Origin of the sequence: Draconibacterium mangrovi (genome assembly GCF_010586825.1) — a bacterium.
GTDB lineage: Bacteria > Bacteroidota > Bacteroidia > Bacteroidales > Prolixibacteraceae > Draconibacterium > Draconibacterium mangrovi.
Genome location: NZ_JAAAGB010000003.1, coordinates 1 through 23,784, shown reverse-complemented (window position 1 = coordinate 23,784; position 23,784 = coordinate 1). Strand labels below are relative to the sequence as shown.

General features: G+C 39.9%; 17 protein-coding genes and 1 other RNA gene. 11 read left to right on the top strand and 7 right to left on the bottom strand.

Annotated elements, in window-relative coordinates:
* The first annotated feature begins 108 nt into the window (after nucleotides 1-108).
* From G4420_RS09585 to G4420_RS09570, 4 genes are all read left to right on the top strand, one after another.
* Entirely contained in the window at nucleotides 109-3,978 is a 3,870-nt protein-coding gene (locus tag G4420_RS09585; RefSeq protein WP_163323434.1) for a hybrid sensor histidine kinase/response regulator transcription factor, read from the top strand.
* 385 nt (nucleotides 3,979-4,363) lie between these two features.
* On the top strand, nucleotides 4,364-4,939 hold the full coding sequence (gene nrfH, locus G4420_RS09580) for a cytochrome c nitrite reductase small subunit (RefSeq protein WP_163323433.1): 576 nt from the start codon (nucleotides 4,364-4,366) through the stop codon (nucleotides 4,937-4,939).
* Nucleotides 4,940-4,948: 9 nt separating this feature from the next.
* The gene (gene nrfA, locus G4420_RS09575) at nucleotides 4,949-6,472 is read left to right on the top strand and encodes an ammonia-forming cytochrome c nitrite reductase (RefSeq protein ID WP_163323432.1); all 1,524 of its coding nucleotides are present in this window, start codon (nucleotides 4,949-4,951) and stop codon (nucleotides 6,470-6,472) included.
* Nucleotides 6,473-6,493: 21 nt separating this feature from the next.
* Nucleotides 6,494-7,711: an alginate export family protein gene (locus tag G4420_RS09570; RefSeq protein ID WP_163323431.1), complete on the top strand. Its 1,218-nt coding sequence runs from the start codon at nucleotides 6,494-6,496 to the stop codon at nucleotides 7,709-7,711.
* Between the two features lie 114 nt (nucleotides 7,712-7,825).
* Here G4420_RS09570 and ssrA read toward each other — a convergent pair.
* From ssrA to G4420_RS09545, 5 genes are all read right to left on the bottom strand, one after another.
* Nucleotides 7,826-8,223, bottom strand: a transfer-messenger RNA (tmRNA) gene (gene ssrA, locus G4420_RS09565).
* A 267-nt stretch (nucleotides 8,224-8,490) separates the two neighbouring features.
* Nucleotides 8,491-9,666 (bottom strand): MalY/PatB family protein, encoded by a 1,176-nt coding sequence (locus tag G4420_RS09560; protein ID WP_163323430.1) that lies wholly within the window; start codon nucleotides 9,664-9,666, stop codon nucleotides 8,491-8,493.
* A gap of 33 nt (nucleotides 9,667-9,699) precedes the next feature.
* Nucleotides 9,700-10,959, bottom strand: coding sequence for a DUF418 domain-containing protein (locus G4420_RS09555; RefSeq protein ID WP_163323429.1), 1,260 nt, complete (start codon nucleotides 10,957-10,959; stop codon nucleotides 9,700-9,702).
* A gap of 2 nt (nucleotides 10,960-10,961) precedes the next feature.
* Nucleotides 10,962-11,891, bottom strand: a complete 930-nt coding sequence (locus G4420_RS09550; RefSeq protein ID WP_163323428.1) for an EamA family transporter — start codon at nucleotides 11,889-11,891, stop codon at nucleotides 10,962-10,964.
* Nucleotides 11,885-12,754: a DUF3737 family protein gene (locus G4420_RS09545; protein WP_163323427.1), complete on the bottom strand. Its 870-nt coding sequence runs from the start codon at nucleotides 12,752-12,754 to the stop codon at nucleotides 11,885-11,887. Before G4420_RS09545 ends, G4420_RS09550 begins: the two co-directional genes overlap by 7 nt.
* 1,009 nt (nucleotides 12,755-13,763) lie before the next feature.
* Here G4420_RS09545 and G4420_RS09540 point away from each other — a divergent pair.
* The 7 genes from G4420_RS09540 to G4420_RS09510 all read left to right on the top strand — a co-directional run bounded on the left by G4420_RS09540 (nucleotide 13,764) and on the right by G4420_RS09510 (nucleotide 21,405).
* Nucleotides 13,764-14,585: a hypothetical protein gene (locus tag G4420_RS09540; RefSeq protein WP_163323426.1), complete on the top strand. Its 822-nt coding sequence runs from the start codon at nucleotides 13,764-13,766 to the stop codon at nucleotides 14,583-14,585.
* Between the two features lie 199 nt (nucleotides 14,586-14,784).
* Nucleotides 14,785-15,459, top strand: a complete 675-nt coding sequence (locus G4420_RS09535; RefSeq protein ID WP_163323425.1) for a hypothetical protein — start codon at nucleotides 14,785-14,787, stop codon at nucleotides 15,457-15,459.
* A gap of 205 nt (nucleotides 15,460-15,664) precedes the next feature.
* A complete protein-coding gene (locus tag G4420_RS09530) occupies nucleotides 15,665-16,300 on the top strand; it encodes a hypothetical protein (protein WP_163323424.1) in 636 nt (211 codons plus the stop codon).
* Between the two features lie 173 nt (nucleotides 16,301-16,473).
* Complete coding sequence (locus G4420_RS09525; RefSeq protein WP_163323423.1) at nucleotides 16,474-17,082, top strand: transposase; 609 nt, start codon at nucleotides 16,474-16,476, stop codon at nucleotides 17,080-17,082.
* Nucleotides 17,083-17,207: 125 nt separating this feature from the next.
* Nucleotides 17,208-19,079, top strand: coding sequence for a sulfatase family protein (locus G4420_RS09520; protein WP_204273645.1), 1,872 nt, complete (start codon nucleotides 17,208-17,210; stop codon nucleotides 19,077-19,079).
* Nucleotides 19,080-19,228: 149 nt separating this feature from the next.
* On the top strand, nucleotides 19,229-20,782 hold the full coding sequence (locus G4420_RS09515; RefSeq protein ID WP_163323422.1) for an ArnT family glycosyltransferase: 1,554 nt from the start codon (nucleotides 19,229-19,231) through the stop codon (nucleotides 20,780-20,782).
* Between the two features lie 197 nt (nucleotides 20,783-20,979).
* Nucleotides 20,980-21,405 (top strand): hypothetical protein, encoded by a 426-nt coding sequence (locus G4420_RS09510; RefSeq protein WP_163323421.1) that lies wholly within the window; start codon nucleotides 20,980-20,982, stop codon nucleotides 21,403-21,405.
* Nucleotides 21,406-21,439: 34 nt separating this feature from the next.
* Here the strand turns inward: G4420_RS09510 and G4420_RS09505 are convergent, their stop codons facing one another.
* Together G4420_RS09505 and G4420_RS09500 are read right to left on the bottom strand one after the other, a co-directional pair.
* Entirely contained in the window at nucleotides 21,440-22,090 is a 651-nt protein-coding gene (locus tag G4420_RS09505; protein WP_163323420.1) for a DUF2202 domain-containing protein, read from the bottom strand.
* Between the two features lie 109 nt (nucleotides 22,091-22,199).
* Nucleotides 22,200-23,784, bottom strand: a 1,585-nt coding sequence (locus tag G4420_RS09500; RefSeq protein ID WP_163323419.1) for a T9SS type A sorting domain-containing protein, incomplete at its 5' end; no start/stop codon positions are given.

Sequence of the window (23,784 nt, the reverse complement as noted above, 5' to 3'; positions counted from 1 at the left end):
GTTTTTGTTTTTTTGAAATTATCTTTTTTCATAACATTGCTGTGCTTACAATAATTTCCGATGGTAATAATGAGAATAAAAAGTTACATACTATTAATCCTGTTTTGCATGCTGATTGCAGGTTTATCTATTGCTCAAAACAAGAATAATGTTCATTTTTATAGCCTCAACGAAAAATTCGGAATTTCCTTGCGTGAAACCAATTCGGTGTGTGGCGACGATAATGGCTTTATCTGGGTGTCGTCGAAAATGGGGATTATACGATATACTCAGGATGATATCAGAATTTACCAGCTTCCGTATGAAAGCACAAATGTGATAACTGCCGAATTAACCTACAGCCAAAATGTACTCTATGTTTTTACTAATGCCGGACAGATATTCATATACAATTCTATTAAAGACCGTTTTGAATTGCTTATCAATTTGTCGCGGGTTCTTCGAAATCCCTATTTAGGTGTTTCGGGAATGCTTGTCGATCACGAAAAACGTTTATGGATCTCGTCAACCACCGGCTTGTATTATTTCAGCAAAGAAAATGGGCTTAAGGCAACCACTGCGGTAAACAACGTTTTGGCAATGACATGGTACGATACCGAAAACATTATTTATGCTGAAAACAATGAGTTGAAACTGTTCAATATTCATGAGTCGGTTTACAAACCATTTTATAAATTTCCGGCTGGTGAGGAGTATGCTGTGTCCTCTTTTTTACACGATGAATCGCAGGATGTTTGGTGGATAGGAACTATGGGAAGCGGGCTTTTTGTGTTTGATGGTAAAGCGGAACAAAAACTGACGACTATTGAGGATATACCCAACCAGCCAATATTGGCAATCGAGAATTTTACAGCATCATCGGTGTTAATTGGTATCGACGGGCAAGGTGTTTGGGAGTTGGATAAAAGCAGCCATGATGTTCTTGCTGTAATGAAAGAGGACGTTGACAACATGGGGTCGTTAAAAGGTAATGGTGTTTATGATATATACCGCGACAAGAATAACCGTGTATGGGTATGTACCTACAGTGGGGGAGTATCGTACTTAGATATGGCAAACCCAATTGTAACCCAAATCAACCATATTGCAAATAATAATAACTCGCTTGTAAATAACGATGTTAACGCCGTGTTGGAAGACAGTAACGGAAATTTCTGGTTTGCAACCAATAACGGAATCAGTTTCAGAAATAACGCTACGGGACAATGGAAATCCTTTTATCACGATAACGAAAAGCAAGCACAGGTATTTTTAACCTTAAAAGAGGATAGCCGGGGGCGTATTTGGGCCGGTTCGTATTCATCGGGCGTTTATTTGCTCGATAACAAAACTGGTGCAGAATTAAAACACCTGAGTCTCGAATCAACCGACGGGCAGTTTGGGAATAATTTTGTTTTTGAAATAATTGACGATCAAAATGGCAAATTCTGGATTGGTGGCGTTCGTGGAGATTTAATCTGTTATGATATTAAAACTGACACTTACAAGTCGTATTGGAATATGACTGTGGGTAAGTTGCTGAATTATACGGAGAACAAATTGTTAATTGGGAATACCAACGGATTGGTTGAATTTGATATAAATTCAGGGCGAACCGAAACCATTGTAGAAGGGTATATTGTAAACGATATTTATCTGAAAGATAATGTGGCCTGGCTTTGTACAGTAGGGAGTGGTTTAATTCGTTACGATTTTATTACCCGCAAGCAGGAGAATTTTACCGTGGATGATGGTTTGCCATCAAACTTTGTTTCGAGTATTAAGTACATGGATGGTTATTACTGGATTGGCACCGAACAGGGACTTTGCCGTTTAAAACAAAGCGACCGGTCGATTTTAACCTTTAACGCTTTGCCTGCGATAAGTAATGTATCGTACAACCTGAGGGCCATTCAAGTGCTTGATGGCGAAAGATTAATGATGGGAACCAATAACGGTGCATTAATTTTCGATCCGAACGAAATTAAACCAGTTCTGAATAACGGTAGTATATTCCTGCAGGAACTTACTGTTTCGGGGCGTTCAATTCACGAACTCGAATCTCCATCGCTCACAAAACCTTTAAATGATCTTGAAAGACTGTCGTTAAAATATGCTCAGAATACTATTAGTCTGGAAATGCTGCCAATTGGGGTAACATCTCCGGGAGCCCGTTTCTCGTGGAAAATGGAAGGCCTTGATGCCGAATGGACAAAACCTGCCAACAATAAAATTCTATCCTACTCAAATATTCCGAGTGGAGATTATACGTTGAGGATAAGAATGTATGACAGTTCGAATACTCAACTTCTTGCCGAGCGCGATATAAAACTTCATGTAATTCCACCATACTGGGCCACCTGGTGGTTCCGGATACTGATAATTTTATTCGTTTTTAGCCTTGTTGTGTTTATTATGGTATACTACATCGAGAATCTTAAAAAAGTACATTCCGAGGAGAAAATTCGCTTTTTTGCCAATACTGCGCACGATATCCGTACCTCGTTAACACTTATAAAAGGACCGGTTGAAGAATTGAACAAAGAGCCTGTGCTAACTTCAAAAGGGCACCATTATTTACATTTGGCTACCGAACAAACACAAAAGCTGTTAAATGTGGTAACCCAGCTGATGGATTTTCAGAAATCAGACATTGGAAAAGAACGTATTTCGTTGCAAATGGTTGATGTGGTGAAGGCCATTAAAAACCGGGTTGTGATGTTTGAGTCGTATGGTAACAGTAAAAATATTGAGATTCATTTTATCTCAAATTTATCGAGGTTTCATACGGCTATCGACGAAACTCTGATCGATAAAGTTGTTGATAACCTTATTTCAAACGCCATAAAATATTCGAATCCCGATAGCGATGTAAATATAAGTTTACATTGTACGGAACACCGATGGGTTTTGGAGGTGCAGGATTTTGGAATAGGAATAAGCAAAAAAGCACAACGCCAGCTTTTTAAAGAGTACTACCGGGCCGAAAATGTAGTGAACTCCAAAATTGTTGGATCCGGAATTGGCTTACTGCTGGTGAAAAATTATGTGAATCTGCACGGCGGAAAAATAAATTGTATTAGTCAGTTGAACGAAGGATCATTGTTTCAGGTGGTTATTCCAACCAAAAAGCTCGATGAAGCGCCTGTTGAAAGGGCAAGCATTCAGCACAAAGATCTGCAACAGCCGGTAACAAAACAAGAGTTTAGTCCGGTGGTGCCAAATGAAGATGAAGAGCCGGAAGCATCAAAAATGAAAGTGCTTATTGTTGAGGATAACGAATACCTGAGAGAGTTTTTGAAAACGGCAATGGAGCCGCAGTTTCAGGTATACCTTGCAAAAAACGGGGTTCAGGCCTGGGAACTGATTGAAAAGCAAACGCCCGACCTTGTTGTGTCGGATATTATGATGCCGGAAATGGACGGTTATGAGTTGTGTCGGAAAATTAAATCGACATACGAAACATCGCATCTGCCGGTAATTTTGTTAACGGCACTGGCCGGAAAAGCCGAACAATTAAAAGGATTGGGATTAGGCGCTGATGATTACCTGACCAAACCATTCGATGTGTCTATTCTGCAGCAGCGAATTCGCTCGTTAGTTAATAACCGAAAGATCATCAGAGAGAAAGCGATGAAGATGATCAATGGCGGCGATGATTTGACAATTGTTGAGAACGAACTCAACGATAAGTTTCTGAAACGGATGGTAGAAGTTATTCACGAAAATATGGCCAATGCGCAGTTCTCTAAAAAAGACTTTGCTTCGGCTATGCACGTTAGCCCTTCGCTACTGTACAAAAAAGTAAAATCGTTAACCGATCAGTCGCCTACCGATTTTATCAAAATGGTTCGTTTAAATCATTCGCTCGACTTGTTGCGTACAAAGCAGTATAATATTACAGAGGTAAGCGAGCTTTGTGGTTTTGCCAGTGTGGGGTATTTCAGCACCGTCTTCAGGAAACATTTTGGCAAATCGCCCACGCAAATGATCGGGTAAAGATTTTGTACGTGTTTTTACGAAAGTTTTTCTTTTCAAATTTGTATTGCCCTGAATTGGGTATTCTTCTTTTGACGATTGGTATAACTCAACCTGTTTTTGCAATCTCGTTGGTTTTCCAATAAAGTCTGCAATTACCGCGTAGCATAACAAAGCTTTTATTGTTTTACTGCCGGTGTTGCCAAAGTCCCCCAAAATAAAACAGTTTATTTATAAGGTTTTGTTCGTGAGAAACAGAACCTGAATTGCTGAAAACCGTTTTCAGGCTGAGCTTTTTGTTTTCCGGAATTTTTTATTGAATATATCTGAATTGTAACATTTGGTACAAAATTCATGTATGATTCAAAAGATATTTACGGCATAAAAGTTCGATCAACCAATTGCTATGTTAAAACAACTACTTCCGCCTAAAAAATGGCAACTTCCTGTAATTTTCGTATTAAGCATATTTGCAGGTCTGGTTTTGTTTCTGCTTTATGTTTCTAAAGCACATTCATATCTCAGCGACCGACCTGAGACCTGCACCAACTGCCATATTATGGCACCGCAATACGCCACCTGGACACACAGTTCTCATCGTGAGGTTGCCCATTGCAACGACTGCCATGTTCCGCATAATAATGTGTTCAATAAATATTATTTTAAAGCAAAAGATGGTTTGCGCCACGCTACAATTTTCACCTTACGAAAAGAGCCTCAGGTAATCTATATTCATGAAGAAGGTGCTGAAGTAGTACAAAATAATTGTATACGTTGTCATCAGAAACTACTGGAAAATCCCAAATTAGTTGGGAATGTAGAAGCACATAAAGCACATCGCGAAGACCGACGATGTGTTGAGTGTCATCGCGAAGTACCTCACGGTCGTGTAAATAGTATTTCGAGTGTGCCCAATGCGCGCGTACCACTTCCCGAGAGTCCTGTTCCGAACTGGATAAAACAATACATAAAAAATAATTAAAACAGAATCATGAGTGCAAAACAAAAACTAACCGAGAAACGCCCGTGGTTGGCGTGGATATTTTTTCTAACAACTGTTGTTGTGGTTTTCTTTCTTGGTCTTTTGGCTTCATCAATTGTTGAAAGAAGAGCGGAAGCTGCGTACGTTAATGTTCCAAAAGCAGAAATTGGCAAGTTCGAGCCACGAAACGAAGTGTGGGGGCAAAATTATCCCCGCGAGTTTCAATCGTATTACGGAACGGCTGATACCAGCTACCGGAGTAAATATAACGGCAATGCAATGATCGACATGCTGGAGGTAGACCCGAGGCTGGTTGTTTTGTGGGCCGGTTATGGCTTCTCGAAGGATTATAATCAAGGGCGAGGTCATTATTATTCAATAACTGATATTCAAAATACATTGCGCACCGGAGCGCCAAAGACTCCAAAAGAAGGACCGATGCCGGCAACCTGTATGACGTGTAAAAGCCCCGATGTACCGCGGCTGATGAACGATAAGGGGGTGGCTGCGTTTTACACCGGAGCCTGGGCCGAATTAGGTGCAGAGGTGGTAAATCCGATCGGTTGTGCCGATTGTCATGATAATGAAACGATGAACCTCACCATTACACGTCCTGCTTTGGTAGAAGCTTTTGAACGAATGGGTAAAGATGTTACAAAAGCCAGTCACCAGGAAATGCGCAGTTTGGTTTGTGCTCAATGTCATGTGGAATACTATTTTGATAAGAAAAAAGTAGAAGGCGCACAGTATCTTACTTTTCCATGGGATAACGGTTTTAGTGTTGAAGCCATGGAAGAATATTACGATAATTTGGAATTCAGCGACTGGACACATGCATTGAGCAAGGCACCAATGTTAAAAGCACAACATCCGGGCTATGAAATACATTCAACCGGAATACACGCTCAACGCGGAGTATCGTGTGCCGATTGCCACATGCCTTATAAGAGCGAGGGAGGTCAGAAATTTACCGACCATCATATGCAGTCGCCACTGAACAATATTGCCAACTCATGCCAGGTTTGTCATCGCGAGGAGGCAGGAACTTTGTTGGCGAATGTTTATGAACGCCAGGATAAAATTATCGAAAACCGCGATAAGTTGGAGGAGTTGTTGGTTCGTGCTCATGTTGAGGCTAAAAAAGCCTGGGATCTTGGAGCCGACGAAACTCAAATGGAAGATATCCTGATGGGAATACGTCATGCGCAGTGGCGCTGGGATTACGCTGCAGCCAGCCATGGAGGATCGTTCCATTCGCCTGTAGAAGTGGGACGTGTAATTTCAACCGGTATTACCATTGCCCAGGAAACAAGAATTGAGTTGGCGCGCTTACTGGCCGATCTTGGATTTAACAAGGCTATTCCATATCCTGATATTTCAAACAAGGTAAAAGCGCAGGAGTTTATCGGTCTGGATATGGAAAAACTGAACGAAGAGAAACAGGATTTCCTGAAAACCATCGTGCCAAAATGGATGGAGGAAGCCGAAGAACGCGAGAAAACTTACGATGCTGTTGTAAAGCTACAGGAATAATAAAAGCTAAACCTGAAGATTATGAAGAATTCCGGAATTACCATTTTGGTTCTAGTGATTATGTGTGTTTCTTTTGCTGCTAAAGCTCAGTTTTCACTAACGGGAGAATACAGACCACGAACCGAATTAAGCCGTGGTTACAAGTCGCTGGCAGTTGAAGATCAAAAAGCATCGTTGATCACCTCGCAACGTACACGGCTAAATGCCATGTTTAAAAACGAATACATTATTACCAGCCTGGTAGTACAAGATGTTAGGCAATGGGGGAGTCAGCCGCAATTGGTGGGTAACGAAGATTTTGCGCTTTCGGTACACGAGGCATGGGCCGAGGTGTTATTTTCGCCTCAGTTCTCGTTAAAAGCCGGACGGCAGGAAGTGGTTTACGACGACCATCGTATTTTTGGAAACGTGGGATGGGCACAACAGGCACGCTCGCACGACATGGCCATTTTTAAATACGAAGACGATATTAAACTACATTTTGGTGTTGCGCATAACGAAAACAACGATATTACCAATAACATTTACAACGGGCCCGATGCCTACAAAGATCTTCAGTTCATATGGTTTAATAAAAGGTGGGAGAATAGTGCACTGAGTTTGATGCTTTTGAATAATGGTGTCCCGTATATGCAGGCAGATGAACAGAAAAACCGATACAGTCAAACCATTGGTGGAAGATATACCACACTTGTTGAAGAGGTGAAGCTGGCCGGTAATCTTTATTTCCAAACCGGGAAACACGTTTCGGGCGCTAAGATCAGTGCGTTGAACGTATTGTTTGAAGCGGCATATAAAAACTTTGTTGCAGGATATGAACGTCTTTCAGGAGCCGATTACAACGAAACGGAGAAATATAAATCGTTTACGCCACTTTATGGCACCAACCATAAATTCAATGGTTTTATGGATTATTTTTATGTTGGCAGTCACATCGGTTCGGTGGGATTAAACGATATTTATTTGAAATACAAGTACACGAAAGATCAATTTGTGTTTGATGCGCATCTGCATTATTTTGGGTCGGCAGCGGAAGTTGCTCCCGACGCATCCAACTATTTGGGTACCGAACTTGATCTTTCCGCTAAATGGATTGTAAATCCGTTCACCTCAATTACGCTTGGATACTCAACGATGTTTGCTGGCGATTCGATGGAAATTCTGAAAGGCGGCGATAGTTCTGTTGGGCAGCACTGGGCTTACCTGATGTTGTCCGTTACCCCATCGTTTATAAAATAACTTAGCGAGAATAGAAGCACATTTGTTTTTATTCTTTAATGTGATAAAGTACAATAAAGCACTAACATGTTAAATGTAAGTGCTTTATTGTTTTTTTGATCTTGCTATTTGAAAAAGTGGAGCTGGCGGGAGTCGAACCCGCGTCCAAACGAGGAAGCTACAAGCTTTCTACATGTTTATCTCTGACTTAATTTTCGAATAGCAGCCGGATCAAAGCCACCAACTACTACCTTATCTCTTTTAATTTCGCAAAAACGCCAGAGCTTCGTTTATGCTAGCTTCGATTTATTTGCACCGCCGGTTCGGACCGCTTCAAAGCATTAGCATCCGGGCGATGTCTTGTTCCAAAACCTTGTTTCGGAATTAAGTGTAATCTAAATTGTTAGATTACGCAGCAAGAGCGTAATTATTTTCGCCAATTATGGTTTTGATCATTATTTTTAACGGGTCAACAACCAAAACCCGACATGCTTACCTGTCTCTTCTACCCGCTGTCAAAACCAGTCAGCCCCAGTAGAAATAGTATTACCTTATAATACAGAACGTTGGATTGATGTTTGTTTGTGTTGGCTAACCAACCGGCAACAAAATGTGAGGTTTGTTGCATAAACAACTTTATCAAATCCGGTGCAAATATATTGATTCTGCTTAAATTCTACTAGTTTATATTTTTTACGATCACTCTGAAATAATGTTTGTAAGGCCCGGATAGAGATTAAACGCCTCGTAATTAGTAGTTTGAAATTTATTATTGATCCTTACAATTATCTTATAATGTTTCAAACCGTAATTTGGTCAAATGCCGTTTTTAATCTGTTCAATCCTTCCTGTAAAACATCACGCGGACAGGCAATGTTTAGGCGCATAAAACCTTCTCCGGCTGCGCCATAAACCGTTCCTTCGTTGAGCCAAACCTTTCCTTTTTCTATCAGCAATTCGGTTAGCTTCTCCGACTTAATGTTTAAAACCGAAGTGTCGATCCAAACCAGGTAAGTAGCTTCAAGTGGTAAAATCGGGAATTGGGGGAGGTTCTCTGCAAAGAAACCTTTTACCAACAGGTAATTGTCCCACAAGTATGCTCGTAAATCATCCAGCCATTTTTCCGAATCTTCGTGTGTGTAAGCGGCAATCAATCCTTCAACTGCAAACGGACTCACATCGCAAACTTCGTTAATGTTGATCGCTTTATCGATCTTTTTGCGGATCTCAGCGTCGTAGGTTAAAATATTGGCAATCTGTAATCCCGCCAGGTTAAAGGTTTTACTTGGAGCAACGCAGGTTACCGAGTTCTTTAAAAACTGTTGGCCCAGCGATGCGAAGGGAATATGAGTATATCCCGGGTGCACCAAATCGCAATGGATTTCATCAGAAACTACGATTACATTATTTCGGAAACAAATTTCACCAACTTTCTCCAGTTCATCCTTGGTCCAAACACGGCCTGCCGGATTATGTGGGTTGCATAAAAGCATCACTTTGGCTTTCGGATCAGCTGCCTTTTTCTCCAGATCGTTGAAATCGATGGTGTATTTGCCGTCTTTGTATATCAAATCGTTTGAAAAACTTTCGCATTTGTTATTTCGAATCGACGAGAAAAAACAATTGTAAACCGGCTCCTGTACAATTACTTTATCACCGGGTTCGGTAAGAGCCAGAATGGTAGCCGAAATGGCAGGAACCACACCAATTGTGTAGATCATCCATTCTTTTTCGATTGTAAAATTGTGCCGGCGTTTAAACCAGCTGATAACCGCATTGTAATAGGCATCGGGTACTTTGGTGTATCCAAAAATGCCGTGCTGAACACGATTCGTAAGTGCATCGATTATTGGTTGTGCAGTTTTAAAATCCATATCGGCCACCCACAGCGGAATAATATCGTCGCTGGTTTTTGAATCCCATTTGTATGAATTGGTGCCTCTGCGTACTATTTTTTCGTCGAAATTGTGTTGCATAATTAAATGTTTACTTCGCTTTTTACTTTGAATTTACATCCTCAAATAATCCTTTGCAAGTTTTAGTGGTTGGATTTTCCGGTAAGTTAAACTTCTCCATATCCATTCCAATGGTCCAAAACGGAAATATTTCAGCCATAAATTGCTCAGGATGATTTGGAGACCAAATATAATTACCGCAGCAATAGTCCAGGCCAGCGGGCCAAATTGCTGAGCCAGACCAAAACCAACTCCATAAAACAGAATTATTCCGATTATACTCTGAAATACATAATTGCTGAAAGCTGTTTTACCGACAGCCAGCACCGGGTTCAGAATTGTCTGAATCCACTTCTTTTCGAACAGCAACGCCAATGCCGTCATGTACACCAAAGCCAAAGGAAACACCACAAGCGAATCAGCAACGGTATAATACAAACCTTCGATTTGATGCTGATAATAGGCGGTGTCATTTTTCAGAACACCTTCGAGCCAGTAATTGAGTGGAACAAAAACAATCAATCCAACAATGGTTGCACTGAATACCACTTTTTTGTACTTCATTATTTTAGAGTACAAATTTATTCGGCCAATATAAAAACCAATTAACATGGCACCCAGTACTTTAGGAATGCGGCTAACGGCAAATAAATAGGCAAAACGGTAAGGCGCATCAGCCAGTGTAATTTTAATGTTTGACATGATGGCCGTACTTTCACTTAAAACACCTGTTCTGCTGGTATCCTGATCAATCCAGCCAAAGTGTTGGTACACTTTTTCTCCAAGGCTGTATAAATAGTCGGAAGGGTAGTTTACCCACTGCAGATTCATCTTCAGAAAATAAAGCAAAACGGGAGACAGAAGCAGGAGAATACCCGTGATTAACAGGGTTCTGTTGGAATAATTCCGGAGTGCTACCAATACAAAACCAACCAATCCGTAAAGAAATACAATGTCGCCTTCCCATATAAAAAACATATGCAATCCGCCCAGAAGCATCATAAACCAGAGTCGTCGGCGAAGGAAGGCGGCAGTAGAGGCATCGTCTTTTTTCGAGCGGTTGATCTGAAGTGCTATCCCCCAGCCAAAAAGGATACTGAAGATGGTATAAAATTTACTTTCGATAAAAACGCCTTGCAGCAGGTGAACTGCACGATCGATTTCCCCGAAAGTAAACCACCCGCTCACTTGTGGTGAATAAAGCGAGAACCACCTTAAATTGGCGATTAGAATGCCGAAGATCGCGATTCCTCTCAGCAAGTCCATGTAATCAATACGTTCGCGCGAAGAAAGCGGGGTAGGAATGTTACTCATAGTTATTTTCTGACTAACCTTAGCTTGTTAAGCTGCACCAGTGTTACACTTGCAAGAATAAGAACCAGACCGCCAATTTGTATGCCGGTAACCAGTTCGTTTCCCAGCGATACGCCGAGTATTATCGCAATAACCGGATTTACATAGGCGTGAGTAGCCACCTCGGCGGCCGGACGAACTTTTAACAACCAGATATATGCGGTGTAGGCGAATATGGAACCAAAAATAATGAGGTAAACAACAGCTGCCCATGATGAGATTGAAATCTCTTTGGCTTCTATCGTTTTCATTTCTCCAAGCGATGTCGAGAAAATCCAAAACATAAGGGAAGCAAATATCATTTGCCAGGCGGCTCCTGCAAATGCATCGGTGCTGGTTTCGCGCATCGAAAAGTATTTGGTGTAAAGCGTACCCAAAGCCCACGATATACACCCGAATATAAGGATGTAGATTCCTATGTTATGAATGTCGGCGATATTTTCGTTCAGATATTGTTCCAGGTATAAAAGTAAAACGCCAAGAAAACCAAGTACGATACCACCGATGGTAAACGGATTTTTAAAGTTCTTTTTCCACATGGGGAAATCGAGCAGCAGTATCCAGATAGTAGTGGAGGACGCGATAATGGCAACCAGGCTGCTGGTTACATAACTTTGCGCCAGCATAATCACCGCCATATCGATAAACAGCAGAACAAGTCCGCTAACTGCCGATTTTTTTACCAGGCTTTTCTCAAATATATTCACCCCCTTGTAATAGCGCCATGCCAGCAGAAGAACTCCGGCAATCGAAAAGCGTACTGCACCAAGCAGGAAAGGAGGGAAGTCGTTTAATGCATAACCGATGAAGTAGTAAGTTGAACCCCAAACCACATAAATAAGAAAATAGGCAAAAATGATTTGTATTGATTTCTTGTCGATTTTGTTTAGCATAGTCCTTTAACGTTTACTTCGCTTTGAACTTTGATTTCGCAGCCCCCGGGACATTTACAGTGTTCGTCGAAGATGATTTCGCCAATGCTGTGTGCTATAATTTCGCCGGTGGAAGGATTTTTTACACTGACAACCGGACTTGAAATTTCGGCTTTTAAGGTGCTGTATTCAAATGCCAGATCGGCATCCGCTTTCATCTTACAGTTTTCAAGCACCAGATTCTGGGCATAACACAAAGGCTGCGTACCACCAATTACACAGTTAACCAATCGCAGGTTTTTCGAATGCCAGCCCAGGTATTCACCGTCAATTACCGAATCGTAAACCGTTACATTCTCGGTATTCCAGAAAGCGTCTTTCGAGTTAAGGTGCGAGTTTCGGATTTCAACATTTTTGGCGTACTGAAAACCATAGTTTCCCTGAAGTGTAAGGTTATCAACTTTTATATTCTCGCTGTTTTTAAAGATGTAATCGCCATTGGTCACTTTTACGTCTTCAAATTCAATGTTACGGCACCACCAGGTACATTCCTGTGCATCGGTAAGTTCTACGTTTTTCAGGTACAATCCGTCAATTTCGCGAAACATTTTTGGGGCTTCTACGCGGGTATTTACCATTCGCAGGTCTTTGCAGTACCAAATAGCTGCCCGGCCTCCGGGGGTAAACAAACAGTCCTCAATAATACTGTTTGTATTGTGCCAAAACGGGTATTTTCCGCTAAAAGTACAAGCGGTAGCTATTATGTTGCTTGCTTCTTTAAGGGCCGATTCTCCTATACCGATTTCAACTTTTTTAATGTGTAAACCTTTTGCTGCAAATAAGGGGCGTTCTCCTTCAAAAAATCTGTTTTCTAATAGTTTCATGTTGAATTATGTTCTTAATAACAATATAAGACGCTAATATCTTAATTAGGTTTAAAAATACATCAGTTTTTCTGTCCTTTTTTAAGAAATAGTAGATGAGAAGTTGGATTTGATAATAAATGACAACAGCAGGGTTTGCGTTATTTTGCATAAGCAGTAAATTGATGACTAATCGATTAGCGTTGCATAACAATGGCTTGCCTGTAGGGTTTATATCCCTGTTGTAAGGTTTTAACGCGTCCGGCGTGTAGGCTAAGGCCCTTTTGTAGCCATACGAAAGCACCAAATAGCCCTCAAAAGTATCATTGTAGCCGTACGAAAGTAGTTTTGAGAACACGGAGAGGCTTTCGCAGCTCTACGAAAGCAGTAAATAGAACTATTTAATGGCAGCGTACGCCTGCGAAAGCACTAAATAGGACTCTGGGAAGCTTTCGTAGCCCTACGAAAGGACTTTTGAGAACTCGGTGGAGCTCTTGTAGCGGCACGAAAGCAGTAATTAGTAGTCGGTGAAACTTTCGCAGTCCTACGAAAGTTTCAAATAGAGCTCCGGGGAGCTCTTGTAATCAGTTGGTTAGGCGTTTTCCCGATAATCTGCTTACGGAAACCAACGTGGAATAAGGCTTTGGCCTTAATGGATATTTTGTTTGCTTTCAATTTGTCACTCCTGTATTGTTTTTGTTAAACAGAATGCTAACTTTAAAACAAAAAATCATCCCGTTGAATACGCGCCCTGAAATAACAAAAGAAGATAACACTTACAAGATTCAATATTGTATGCCTAAACCTGGTATAATTTCCTGCAGATGGAAGTATTGTACGGTTTTCGTGTTCTTATTAACTAGTATGAAAAGTTTTAAAAAATCATAAAAACCCTCTTAATGACTCTGATCTGTAAAATCATAAAATATGAACATATCCAGCAATTTATGGTGGGTAGAGTTGAAAAATATGAACAGATAAGTAAGTTAGGGCAACAAATTAAAACAGACCGTCACAAGACCGAAATGGAATGAAAAAACTTGAAATCAAAAAGACCATAATTACAGAATTGGAAATATATTCTTCCATTGCTGCAATTACTATGCTCTTTTTTAAACTTAAAAAACCTGATTTTTTTATCGTAATTCCATTTGCTGTAATTTGTTATGTTGGCTATTCAATAATTAAAAGATTACAAAACAGACAACCAGGCATTATCATTGACAAATATGGAATTCATCTAAAATTCGAGAATAAATCTTTTCCATGGAAATCCATTGATGATGTGGAAGTCGAAGATATAAATGGAGAGAAAATTTATTTTAAAATAAAAACAAAAAACTCTGACTTCCAGATAGACCTTTCACACTTTGATACCACATCGCATAAAATTAAAAAAGCTATTGTTTTTTTCAGTAATGGAAAAATTAAAGGAAGAGAAACTAAATTTTTCAATAGTATTGATGACCTTGTTAATGATAAAAAGAACTTGGAAATGGTCATTGACTTATTCAAAAAACATAAAAGAAAAGTTCTTTGGGTAGGAGTATTAATCTTTTTTGGTGGAATAGCTTTGGCAATTTACCTTCAGGCTAGTTACCCGTTCCCATTTTCATTTGCCATCGGGTGGACAACAATTTTAATAATTCTTTTTCTTTACTATAAAAGGACAGAATTAAAACTAAGGAATTCGGAAATAATTAGAGGACTAACAGACAGGCAGTTCAATGAAATTGCAATAAAATTTGAAATAAGAAATAACGCAGACAAGAAAAATAAAACGTTTGCAATGATCTTTATGGTTGTTGTTACAATAGGAATATTTGTTGTTTCCTATTTAGTGACAAGTTAAAAAATTCGTTGCATAACGCAGTACATATTGCAGGGCGGGGTTCGGTGGTACGCCAACTGCGGATTGGCTTTAGGCCGATTTCCGCTTCGCTTCAATTCTCGTTTCGCAGATACGTGTCCGCCAGCTGGCGGACTGAGACGCTCTCCGAAATCCGCCCCGACAACATGTACCACCCGTTGTGTGTAAGCTTAAAAGCGATATGAAATATATAATCAAATCAATATTTATAATTCTTCTTTTACAAGGTTGCTCAACTGACTCTGACAGAATTGAACGCAATCATGAATTATTGAATATTATACTGAAGGACAGATTAACACTTGAATCCAAAACATTTATTATAAAAGAAACGAATGATACAATATCAATTGGCAAAATTATCCTGATTGCAAATTCTTACAATAATTTAGAATTTGATACTCTGAATAATAGATTTGGGGTGTTTACTTATCTTACAGTACCTTTAAATCATCCGTTTTATAAAGATTCTGAAGAGTATATTTTTAACCAAATTCAGCATTTACCCGCGACAAATTGGGATACTTCACACATTCAAATGGATATCGATATTGAAAATCCTCAATTAGAACAAGCAGATAAGAATACAGATGAAATAATGTTTTGGATTGCAACTCACCAAACTAAGAATTATCTGGTTATTAGTGAGCCAATCGAAAATAAGTCTGGAGATGTAACTGTGTCTGCAAAGTTATTTATGGGAAAATATAATATTGACAAAAGTTACATCATGACTAAAGAAAATAATCAATGGACAATTACTGAAAGTGGAACTGCTATTTCAAAGAATATTAGTAAAATTTATGATGACAGAACAGAAGTTGCTGAAATAATGGTTGGATATTATGATATCTAAAGAAACAAAATTTAAAAGCCAACACACAACACGTGGAATAAGGCATGGCTGGGTTTGTGCGCCCCGAAGCTTCGGGGCGACAAGTCGAATCTCGTCCCAACCTCAGTTTCGGTCGGACTTGTCAGACTCTCGTCTTATCCCCATGACCTCATAGCATCACCGTTGGGCACAATTTAAACCAAGAGATAATTCAAAAAATCATTCAATGCAAAGTATCACATTCATAAGTACAGTCCATAAGCAAATTGGGAAATGCAGTGCCGATGAATTGTGCGAAATCTTAGAAAAAATAACTCCAGAAGTCGTTTTTCTTGAAGCTCTTGAAGATACTTATTCGAAATATCAGCAACATACATTTTCGAATTATGGAGTATTTCATGAAAAACTGGAAATAAGAGCTCTTCAGAAATACAGTAGAATACACCAGTTTGAATATGTTCCTGTGCTTGGAAAAGGACTTCCCAATTCGTTTGAGGAAAAGTCCAACCTTGTTTGTCAAAATATTCATTTTCAAAAAATGATAGACAATTTTAATTCCCAGGCTCGTATGCAAGGATTTGATTTTCTAAATAGCGAAGTGAGTATAAAATTAAATGAAGAAATGCGTATATACGAAAATAGTATTTTAATGGATAACGAATTAATTCAAACATTTAATAATGATATAGATAAATATGAAAACTCGATGCTAAGTAATATTTATTCGTTTTGCATGAATACTAAATTTAGTAATGCCGTATTTATGTGTGGCGTTGCTCACAGACAATCTATTATAGATAAAATTGAAACTTACAAAAGCAAAACAAACTTAGATTTTAACTGGGAAATTTATGGACACTAAAATATTAAATAAAAACTACCCCCGCTCGCGCCGATCCGTCAGCCTACGGACGGTGTGCAATTCGGTAGAATTGAAATTAACAACTTTCAGCCGTTGGCTGAGGTGCGGATTGCAAATCCTCGCCAGCGGAGGGTGCACGATTCCATCGCGTTCCTTTCCAATATTCATAAATTATGCCCGACAAATTCAGAAATAAATACCGCATTTCGTCGGCCCGTTTACAAAATTGGGATTATGGTCGTAATGCGGCCTATTTTGTTACCATTTGCACCAAAAACCGGGAACATTATTTTGGGGATATTATGGATGGGGAAATGCAATTATCGGCAATTGGGGAAATTGCTGAAACCGAATGGTTAAAAACATTTGATTTGCGCCGCGATATGAATTTAACCATGGGGGAATACATTATTATGCCGAATCATTTTCATGCCATTATTATAATTGGTAAAAATCAATATAATACCGATGATGATGACGGCGGCAATGGAAACGGCGCGGATGGCACCGTAGAGACGCAATGCATTGCGTCTCTACCAACAACGCCACCGCCGGCCAACCAATTTGGCCCGCAACGTAAAAATTTGGCATCAATAATACGTGGTTTTAAAATTGGGGTAACAACACGTGCCCGAAAAACAAATCCTGAATTTACCTGGCAATCGCGGTATCACGATCAGATTATCCGAAACAACGAATCGTTTGAACGCATTTGCAATTATATCATTTCAAATCCTGAAAATTGGGAGGAAGATCGCGATAAAACCGATTACCAGACATAATGAAATAGTGCCCTCCCTTCAATAGCAACGATTTATAATCTGCGTCTGGATTGTTATTGTTACTATTTCCGTTAATTTTATACTGTTTATTAAACTTTCTAAATCAGCTAAAAAACTAAACCAAAATGCTAAAATTGAATCAGTCAAGAATCAGCCGGATCGTTTTATTATTTACGTTATTGTTGAGTATGCAAGTTCGTGCTCAGCAAAACCGGCCAAACATTTTGTGGATCACCAGCGAAGATAACAGTCCGTATTTAGGGTGTTACGGCGATGCCTTTGCAACTACGCCAACCCTCGATAAACTGGCATCGGAAGGATTCCGTTATACCCATGCTTATGCCAACTGTCCGGTTTGTGCACCTGCACGAAATACTATCATTACTGGTGTTTATGCCGCATCGAACGGAAACGAGCCAATGAGAAGCACCTATCCGAAATCGGAGTCGGTTATTCCTTATCCCGAGCTGTTACGAAAAGCCGGTTATTACTGCACCAACAATGTAAAAACCGATTATAATTTTGCAGGCGATTACAACAGCATATGGGACGAGTGCAGCCGAAAGGCACATTGGAAAAACTGTCCTGAAGGCAAACCATTCTTTGCCATATTCAATTTAACAACAACGCACGAAAGCCAGATCTTTCCTTTTATTCCTGATGATGAATTAAGGCACAAACCGAAAGATGTGGTTTTGCCACCGCATCATCCCGACACGAAAGAGATGCGACATGACTGGGCGCAGTATTACGACAAAGTGGAGGATATGGACGCGCAGGTTGGCGACCTGTTAAAAGAGCTGGAAGAAAGCGGACTGGCCGATAATACCATCGTATTCTATTATTCCGATCATGGCGGAGTGCTGGCGCGCAGCAAACGTTATATTTTCGAAACCGGAACATGGGTGCCGTTTATTATTCGTATTCCTGAAAAGTATAAAAACTATTTTCCTGCTGAAAAACCAGGCGATGCAGTTGATCGCAATATCAGTTTTGTGGATCTTGCTCCAACTTTGCTAAGTATAATTGGTGCCGAAAAACCGGGTTACATGCAAGGCAACGCTTTTCTGGGCAATGCAGTTGAACCCGAGCCTGAATATGTTCATATGACCCGCAGCCGGATGGATGAACGTATTGATATGAGCCGGGCTGTGCGAGACAAAAAGTACCGTTACATTCGTAATTATATGCCTTTCAGGATTTACCTGCAGCATCTGGCTTATTTGTTTAATGCCCGTTCTGCCCAATCGTGGAAAGATTATTACCTGGCCGGAAAGTGTAACGATTTGCAAAGTATGGCATTTCAAACCAAACCTGTTGAAGAGCTTTACGATACGGAGAACGATCCGAACGAATTGTATAATCTGGCCAATGATCCGGTTTACAAAGTCGTACTGGAACGTATGCGAAAAGAGAATGTTCGTTGGATGAAGGAGATCAGGGATGTGGCGTTGATACCAGAAACAGAATACACGAAAAGGGCAGGAGATGGATCGATGTATGATTACATGCGGTCTTCAGCTTGTCCGTTTGATGAATTATTGGCAGCTGCAGAACTGGCAACTCAGCCGGGTAACGAATCGATTCCAGACTACATTGAATTGCTTAAACATGAGGATTCAGCAATACGTTACTGGGGGGCTACCGGCTTATTGATTCATATTGATAATGCGGAACCGGCATTGCCGGCATTAAAAGCTGCGGCCGGTGAAGATGCAGCTGCTACAGCAGTTTTAATCGGTGAATCATTGTATCACATGGGAGAAAAAGAACTGGCAGAAAAGATCTACTTGCGAATTCTTAACGATGAAAATAGTACGATGATGGAGCGTACCTGGGTGTTGAACAGTGTTGAAGCTGTTGATTTTGAGAGTCCGGCCATTGATAAATGGATTACGGATTTTTACACGAACAGAAATGAGGAATCACAAGGAAATAAAATGTACGAAAATTACCTTTTGCGATGTGTAGAATGGGCTGTACAAAACGGGAAGTAATTAGATAAATTTGTGAAAGGATCTAATTTAAAATTGGTGTTAAAAAAGTTGACTGAAGTGAAAAAAAAGCATACAATTTTTATTAAAACAATAGAAGAATTCGCTTGTTTAAAGTCGTGAAATCATAGTTTTGTGTATAAAATTAAGTAATGAGATATTTTTTATTGATTCTGTTGTTTAGTGGTTTGTTGTTTTTCTCGTTTTTGGGAGGAACAAGTGTTTTTCAGCGGGCAGAAGCACGAAATGCCGAATGTGCGCGCGAAATGATGCAAAATAAGGAATGGATTGTTCCAACTTTCAACGGAGAACTTCGGACGGATAAACCTGCAATGGAATATTACGGAATGATTGCCGGGTATTATTTATTAGGTATAAACGAAGCTGGTGCCCGGTTTTTCTCGGCTTTGTGCGGTTTATTGGTTGTACTGGCAACTTTCTGGATTGCACGACGCCACTGGAGCGAGAAAGCTGCATGGTGGTCGGCTTTAACCATGCTGGCTTCACTGCATCTCATAATCCAGTTCCGGCTGGCCACACCCGATCCATATCTCATTCTTTGTCATACGCTTTCCATATACTTTTTTTATGAAGGCTGGCATTCGCGTAAATGGAAGTGGTTTGCTTTGATGTATATTTTCCTGGGATTAGGGATTTTTGCAAAAGGACCGGTTGGCTTAATGTTGCCGGGACTAACAGTTTTGCTTTTTATGCTGGTTACAAAAACATTTACCTGGAAACGCATCCTGGAACTAAAACCATGGTGGGGTATTCTGTTGGTTGCGGCCGTGGCCTTGCCCTGGTACTATGCAGTGCATGTAAAAACTGGTGGAGAATGGACACGAATATTCTTTTTCGAGCATAATTTAAATCGGTTTGATTCCGGCATAAGTGGGCATCACGGACCGTTTATAATGCCTTTTATTTTCGTACTGGCAGGTTTGCTCCCATTTACTGTATTTGCGATTCGTGCGTTTAAAGAAACCTGGCAGCAACGAAAAAACAATCCGTTGATGGTGATGGCCGCTTTATCAACACTAGTTGTTGTTGGTTTTTATGCTGTATCGCAAACCAAGTTGATAAATTATACTTCGCCGGCTTATCCTTTTTTGAGTTTGATGATTGGGAATACTATTGCAGTACTCAGTAATCATCCGGAATCGCATCGCAAAACGAGGATTGAAACTTATATAATGGTGTTTTTGGCCATAATAATACCAATTGCAGTATTCTTTTTCATGAAATATTCTGAGTTGCAAAATGTCCGTTGGATTGCCTGGTTTATGATAATGCTACCTATCGGAGCAGTTGCGGCCTTGGCTTTAAGAAAAAAATCTTCAGAGTATGGATTGCTTGCTATTGCCGCTGCTTTTATGGTAACGACATTTATTGTTTTTTGGAAGCCTTTTCAGGTTCTGGATGATCAGTCACCGGTTCAAAAATATGGGAAAATTGTAAGTGCTCATAAGGAAGTGGTTGCCTACAAAGATTTCCACCATGCGTTTGCTTTTTATTCACCAAATAGAATTCCTGTTTTTCAAAATGAGCAGGATTTAAGAAACTACCTGGCCAAACACGAAGATGTATTGGTATTGAGTAGGAACCGTGATTTGAGTTACATGGATGAAGTTCCGGAATTAGAGTGCATTGGTATAGGCCGGGACTTATTTAGCCGAAAGTCTACAGGGGTTTATCTGAAGCACTAAACTTATTTAACATTCAGGTTCTTTTAAGAAGTTCATACATTGATTGTTAGCAATCAATAAAATAATAACGGAATGAAGATTGCTTAACGGTGGGTATTTTTATTTGCTGTTGAATATCAGCATGTTATTTTGTAACTTGTTGATTAAATCAAAAATGAACAACTATAAAAAAGTTATTAATCACCGGATTATTTTTTATGTTGCTGGTATTTGCCGGCAATGCTCAACGAACTTACTCTGTAAAAAATCTGCAACAGGTTTCGGAAGAGGAACTTAATCTGTATTATCAAAAAGCGATTAACCTGGAACGAAGAGGGGAATTTTTGGCTATAACAGGGGGCGCGGCAGGATTAATAGGGATTTTGGGCGGAGCAGCACTAAACGACGATTGTTCGTCGGGCGGAACAAGTGTATTGTGCGTAACAGTGGCTACTTTGATGACAGTGGGAGTAGCAGCCACCATAATCGGATTTACGATGTACATGACCGGAATATCACGTATCGACAGAATACGAAAAGTCCAGTTCGCCGATTCCTTTCAGTTGGAGTTAATTCCGGGAGGATTCTATTGTTCGCATCCTCAAAACTACACATCCGGAATAACGCTCCGAATTAGCTTTTAAAGAAAGGAGATTTTCATTCGTTGAAAGTCAGAGATTAGTTATTTATAATATCGTTAAACTGATCGATCGGTAATATTCGTGGTTGATAATCAATTCCTCTTTTATTCAGATCGTGAACAAAAGCCCGAAGGTGATTCTCCGATCCGCTAAGCAGGTTCTCATAAACCTGTATAATGTTTTCAACACTGCTTGCCTTAACAAGAATAGCAATGTCTTCAATGTCCGTTTCTTCAATAAGCGCTCCTACAACCAGCGCTGAATCCAGGTTAATAGCTCCTAATATCATCAGCTCTTCGAAAAGGGTAGCCAGTGATTGATCTTCAAATTCTCCGATTTCGTCGATAAACGGATCGTCCAGATCGTAGTATTCTAATAAATTCAAAATAGCATTGGTATGAGTCTGTTCGCTTTGCGAGATATTATTGAAAACCTGGTGCTCATACTTCGAGTATAATTCGAGGTAAGCATCGCGCGCAAGCTTTTCTTCTTCCCGCATAAAAATTAGTCCAAGACTGTCTGTTTCAGTTAAAGGAGCAATCTGTAACAGCGAACTGTTTTTTAACGACTCTTCTTCAGTATTATCGGAAACCGTAAGATCTTCATCTTTTTGACTATCAGTACAAGTTGAAAGCATGAGAACGATAGCCAGGATGGCAATTTTAAATAACAATTGTTGTGTTTTCATGACATGTATTTTTTGTTATTATCGATTTTATCGTCTGCAGCCATTATCGATTTGACGGCTGCCGGTAATCTTTTTTATTCGTTTAAATATTAATCCAATTCATAGCTCGTTATAATTTTAGTAGGCATATTCGTGCCGTTCGCAGGTTTGTTTTTAGTTTTATAAAATACACACCTGTTGATAGAAATGAAATATCGAAATAGGAGCTTGTTGCAGCCTGCTTATTCATTAGCATCTCACCGGTAGCCCCAAAGAGTAATAGCTCCTCAATAAATTCGTTTTGATTTAATTGTACTGTAAATCCTTTATTTGTGGGGTTTGGATAGATCAGAATTTCGTCGGCATCCTCATGTTCCGGAACTGCATTTAAATTTTCTACGGTAACCAGCATCGTATCTGATGAATAACAAGAGCTTTCATTGAAAACTTTTACCCAAATCGGATGAATGCCCAAACCCAGTTCGCTGGCAAGAAGTGTAAGATTAGTCTCTGTTGTACCATCGCACCAAAGAATTGAACAATCAAGGTTCGGAATTTGAAATGATATTGAATCTTCTATTCCCAAAATCCGATCAGGACCAAGATCAACTTCTGTTATTTCGTAAACTACAACCTGAATTTCAATGTCTCCAATACAGCCGTTTTCTGTAAGAGTATAAATTAGAGAATACGTTCCCGGCCCTGCGACCAAGGGATCAAAATAAAGCCCTGAAACACCAGCGCCTGAAAGTATTCCACCATCCGGAAATGCTTCAATTAAAACAGCTTGCTGGTCTTCACAGAACGAGAGATTATCATTTAAAATTTGAGGATGAATTACAGAATCCACAATTACCTGGAATTCGGTTTCTCCAGTACAGGCGTTTTCTGTTACTGTGTAAGTTAAAGTGTGCGTTCCCTGTCCTGCAACTGACGGATCAAAATAAAGTCCAGAAATGCCTGCTCCTGAAAGTATTCCACCTTCGGGAATAGCTTCAATTAAAACAGCTTGCTGATCTTCACAGAACGAAAGGTTGTCATTTAAAATTTGAGGATGAATTACAGAATCTACAATTACCTGGAATTCTGTTTCTCCAGTACATTCGTTTTCTGTTACTGTGTAAGTTAAAGTGTGCGTTCCCTGTCCTGCAACTGACGGATCAAAGTAAAGACCTGAAACGCCCGCACCTGAAAGTATTCCGCCTTCGGGAACAGCCTCGATTAAAACGGGCTGCTGGTCTTCACAAAACGAAAGGTTGTCATTCAAAATTTGAGGATGAATTACAGAATCTACAATTACCTGGAATTCTGTTTCTCCAGTACATTCGTTTTCTGTTACCGCGTAAGTTAAAGTGTGCGTTCCGGGGCCGGCAATTGACGGATCAAAATAAAGTCCTGAAACGCCAGCTCCGGAAAGGATTCCGCCTTCGGGAAATGTTTCAATTAAAACGGGCTGCTGATCTTCACAAAACGAGAAGTTGTCATTTAAAATTTGAGGATGAATTACAGAATCTACAATTACCTGGAATTCTGTTTCTCCAGTACATGCGTTTTCTGTTACGGTGTAAGTTAAAGTGTGCGTTCCCTGTCCTGCAACTGACGGATCAAAATATAGACCTGAAACGCCAGCACCGGAAAGGATTCCGCCTTCGGGAAATGTTTCAATTAAAACGGGCTGCTGATCTTCACAAAACGAGAAGTTGTCATTTAAAATT

Excerpts from the sequence above, each read along its gene's own strand:
- G4420_RS09585 (WP_163323434.1), top strand. The coding sequence starts at position 109 with ATGCTGATTGCAGGTTTATCTATTGCTCAAAACAAGAATAATGTTCAT.
- G4420_RS09530 (WP_163323424.1), top strand. The coding sequence starts at position 15,665 with ATGCAAAGTATCACATTCATAAGTACAGTCCATAAGCAAATTGGGAAA.
- G4420_RS09540 (WP_163323426.1), top strand. The coding sequence starts at position 13,764 with ATGAAAAAACTTGAAATCAAAAAGACCATAATTACAGAATTGGAAATA.
- G4420_RS09545 (WP_163323427.1), bottom strand. The coding sequence starts at position 12,754 with ATGAAACTATTAGAAAACAGATTTTTTGAAGGAGAACGCCCCTTATTT.
- G4420_RS09555 (WP_163323429.1), bottom strand. The coding sequence starts at position 10,959 with ATGAGTAACATTCCTACCCCGCTTTCTTCGCGCGAACGTATTGATTAC.
- G4420_RS09570 (WP_163323431.1), top strand. The coding sequence starts at position 6,494 with ATGAAGAATTCCGGAATTACCATTTTGGTTCTAGTGATTATGTGTGTT.
- G4420_RS09505 (WP_163323420.1), bottom strand. The coding sequence starts at position 22,090 with ATGAAAACACAACAATTGTTATTTAAAATTGCCATCCTGGCTATCGTT.
- G4420_RS09560 (WP_163323430.1), bottom strand. The coding sequence starts at position 9,666 with ATGCAACACAATTTCGACGAAAAAATAGTACGCAGAGGCACCAATTCA.
- G4420_RS09515 (WP_163323422.1), top strand. The coding sequence starts at position 19,229 with ATGAGATATTTTTTATTGATTCTGTTGTTTAGTGGTTTGTTGTTTTTC.
- G4420_RS09525 (WP_163323423.1), top strand. The coding sequence starts at position 16,474 with ATGCCCGACAAATTCAGAAATAAATACCGCATTTCGTCGGCCCGTTTA.
- G4420_RS09520 (WP_204273645.1), top strand. The coding sequence starts at position 17,208 with ATGCTAAAATTGAATCAGTCAAGAATCAGCCGGATCGTTTTATTATTT.
- nrfA (WP_163323432.1), top strand. The coding sequence starts at position 4,949 with ATGAGTGCAAAACAAAAACTAACCGAGAAACGCCCGTGGTTGGCGTGG.
- G4420_RS09535 (WP_163323425.1), top strand. The coding sequence starts at position 14,785 with ATGAAATATATAATCAAATCAATATTTATAATTCTTCTTTTACAAGGT.
- G4420_RS09550 (WP_163323428.1), bottom strand. The coding sequence starts at position 11,891 with ATGCTAAACAAAATCGACAAGAAATCAATACAAATCATTTTTGCCTAT.
- G4420_RS09510 (WP_163323421.1), top strand. The coding sequence starts at position 20,980 with ATGTTGCTGGTATTTGCCGGCAATGCTCAACGAACTTACTCTGTAAAA.
- nrfH (WP_163323433.1), top strand. The coding sequence starts at position 4,364 with ATGTTAAAACAACTACTTCCGCCTAAAAAATGGCAACTTCCTGTAATT.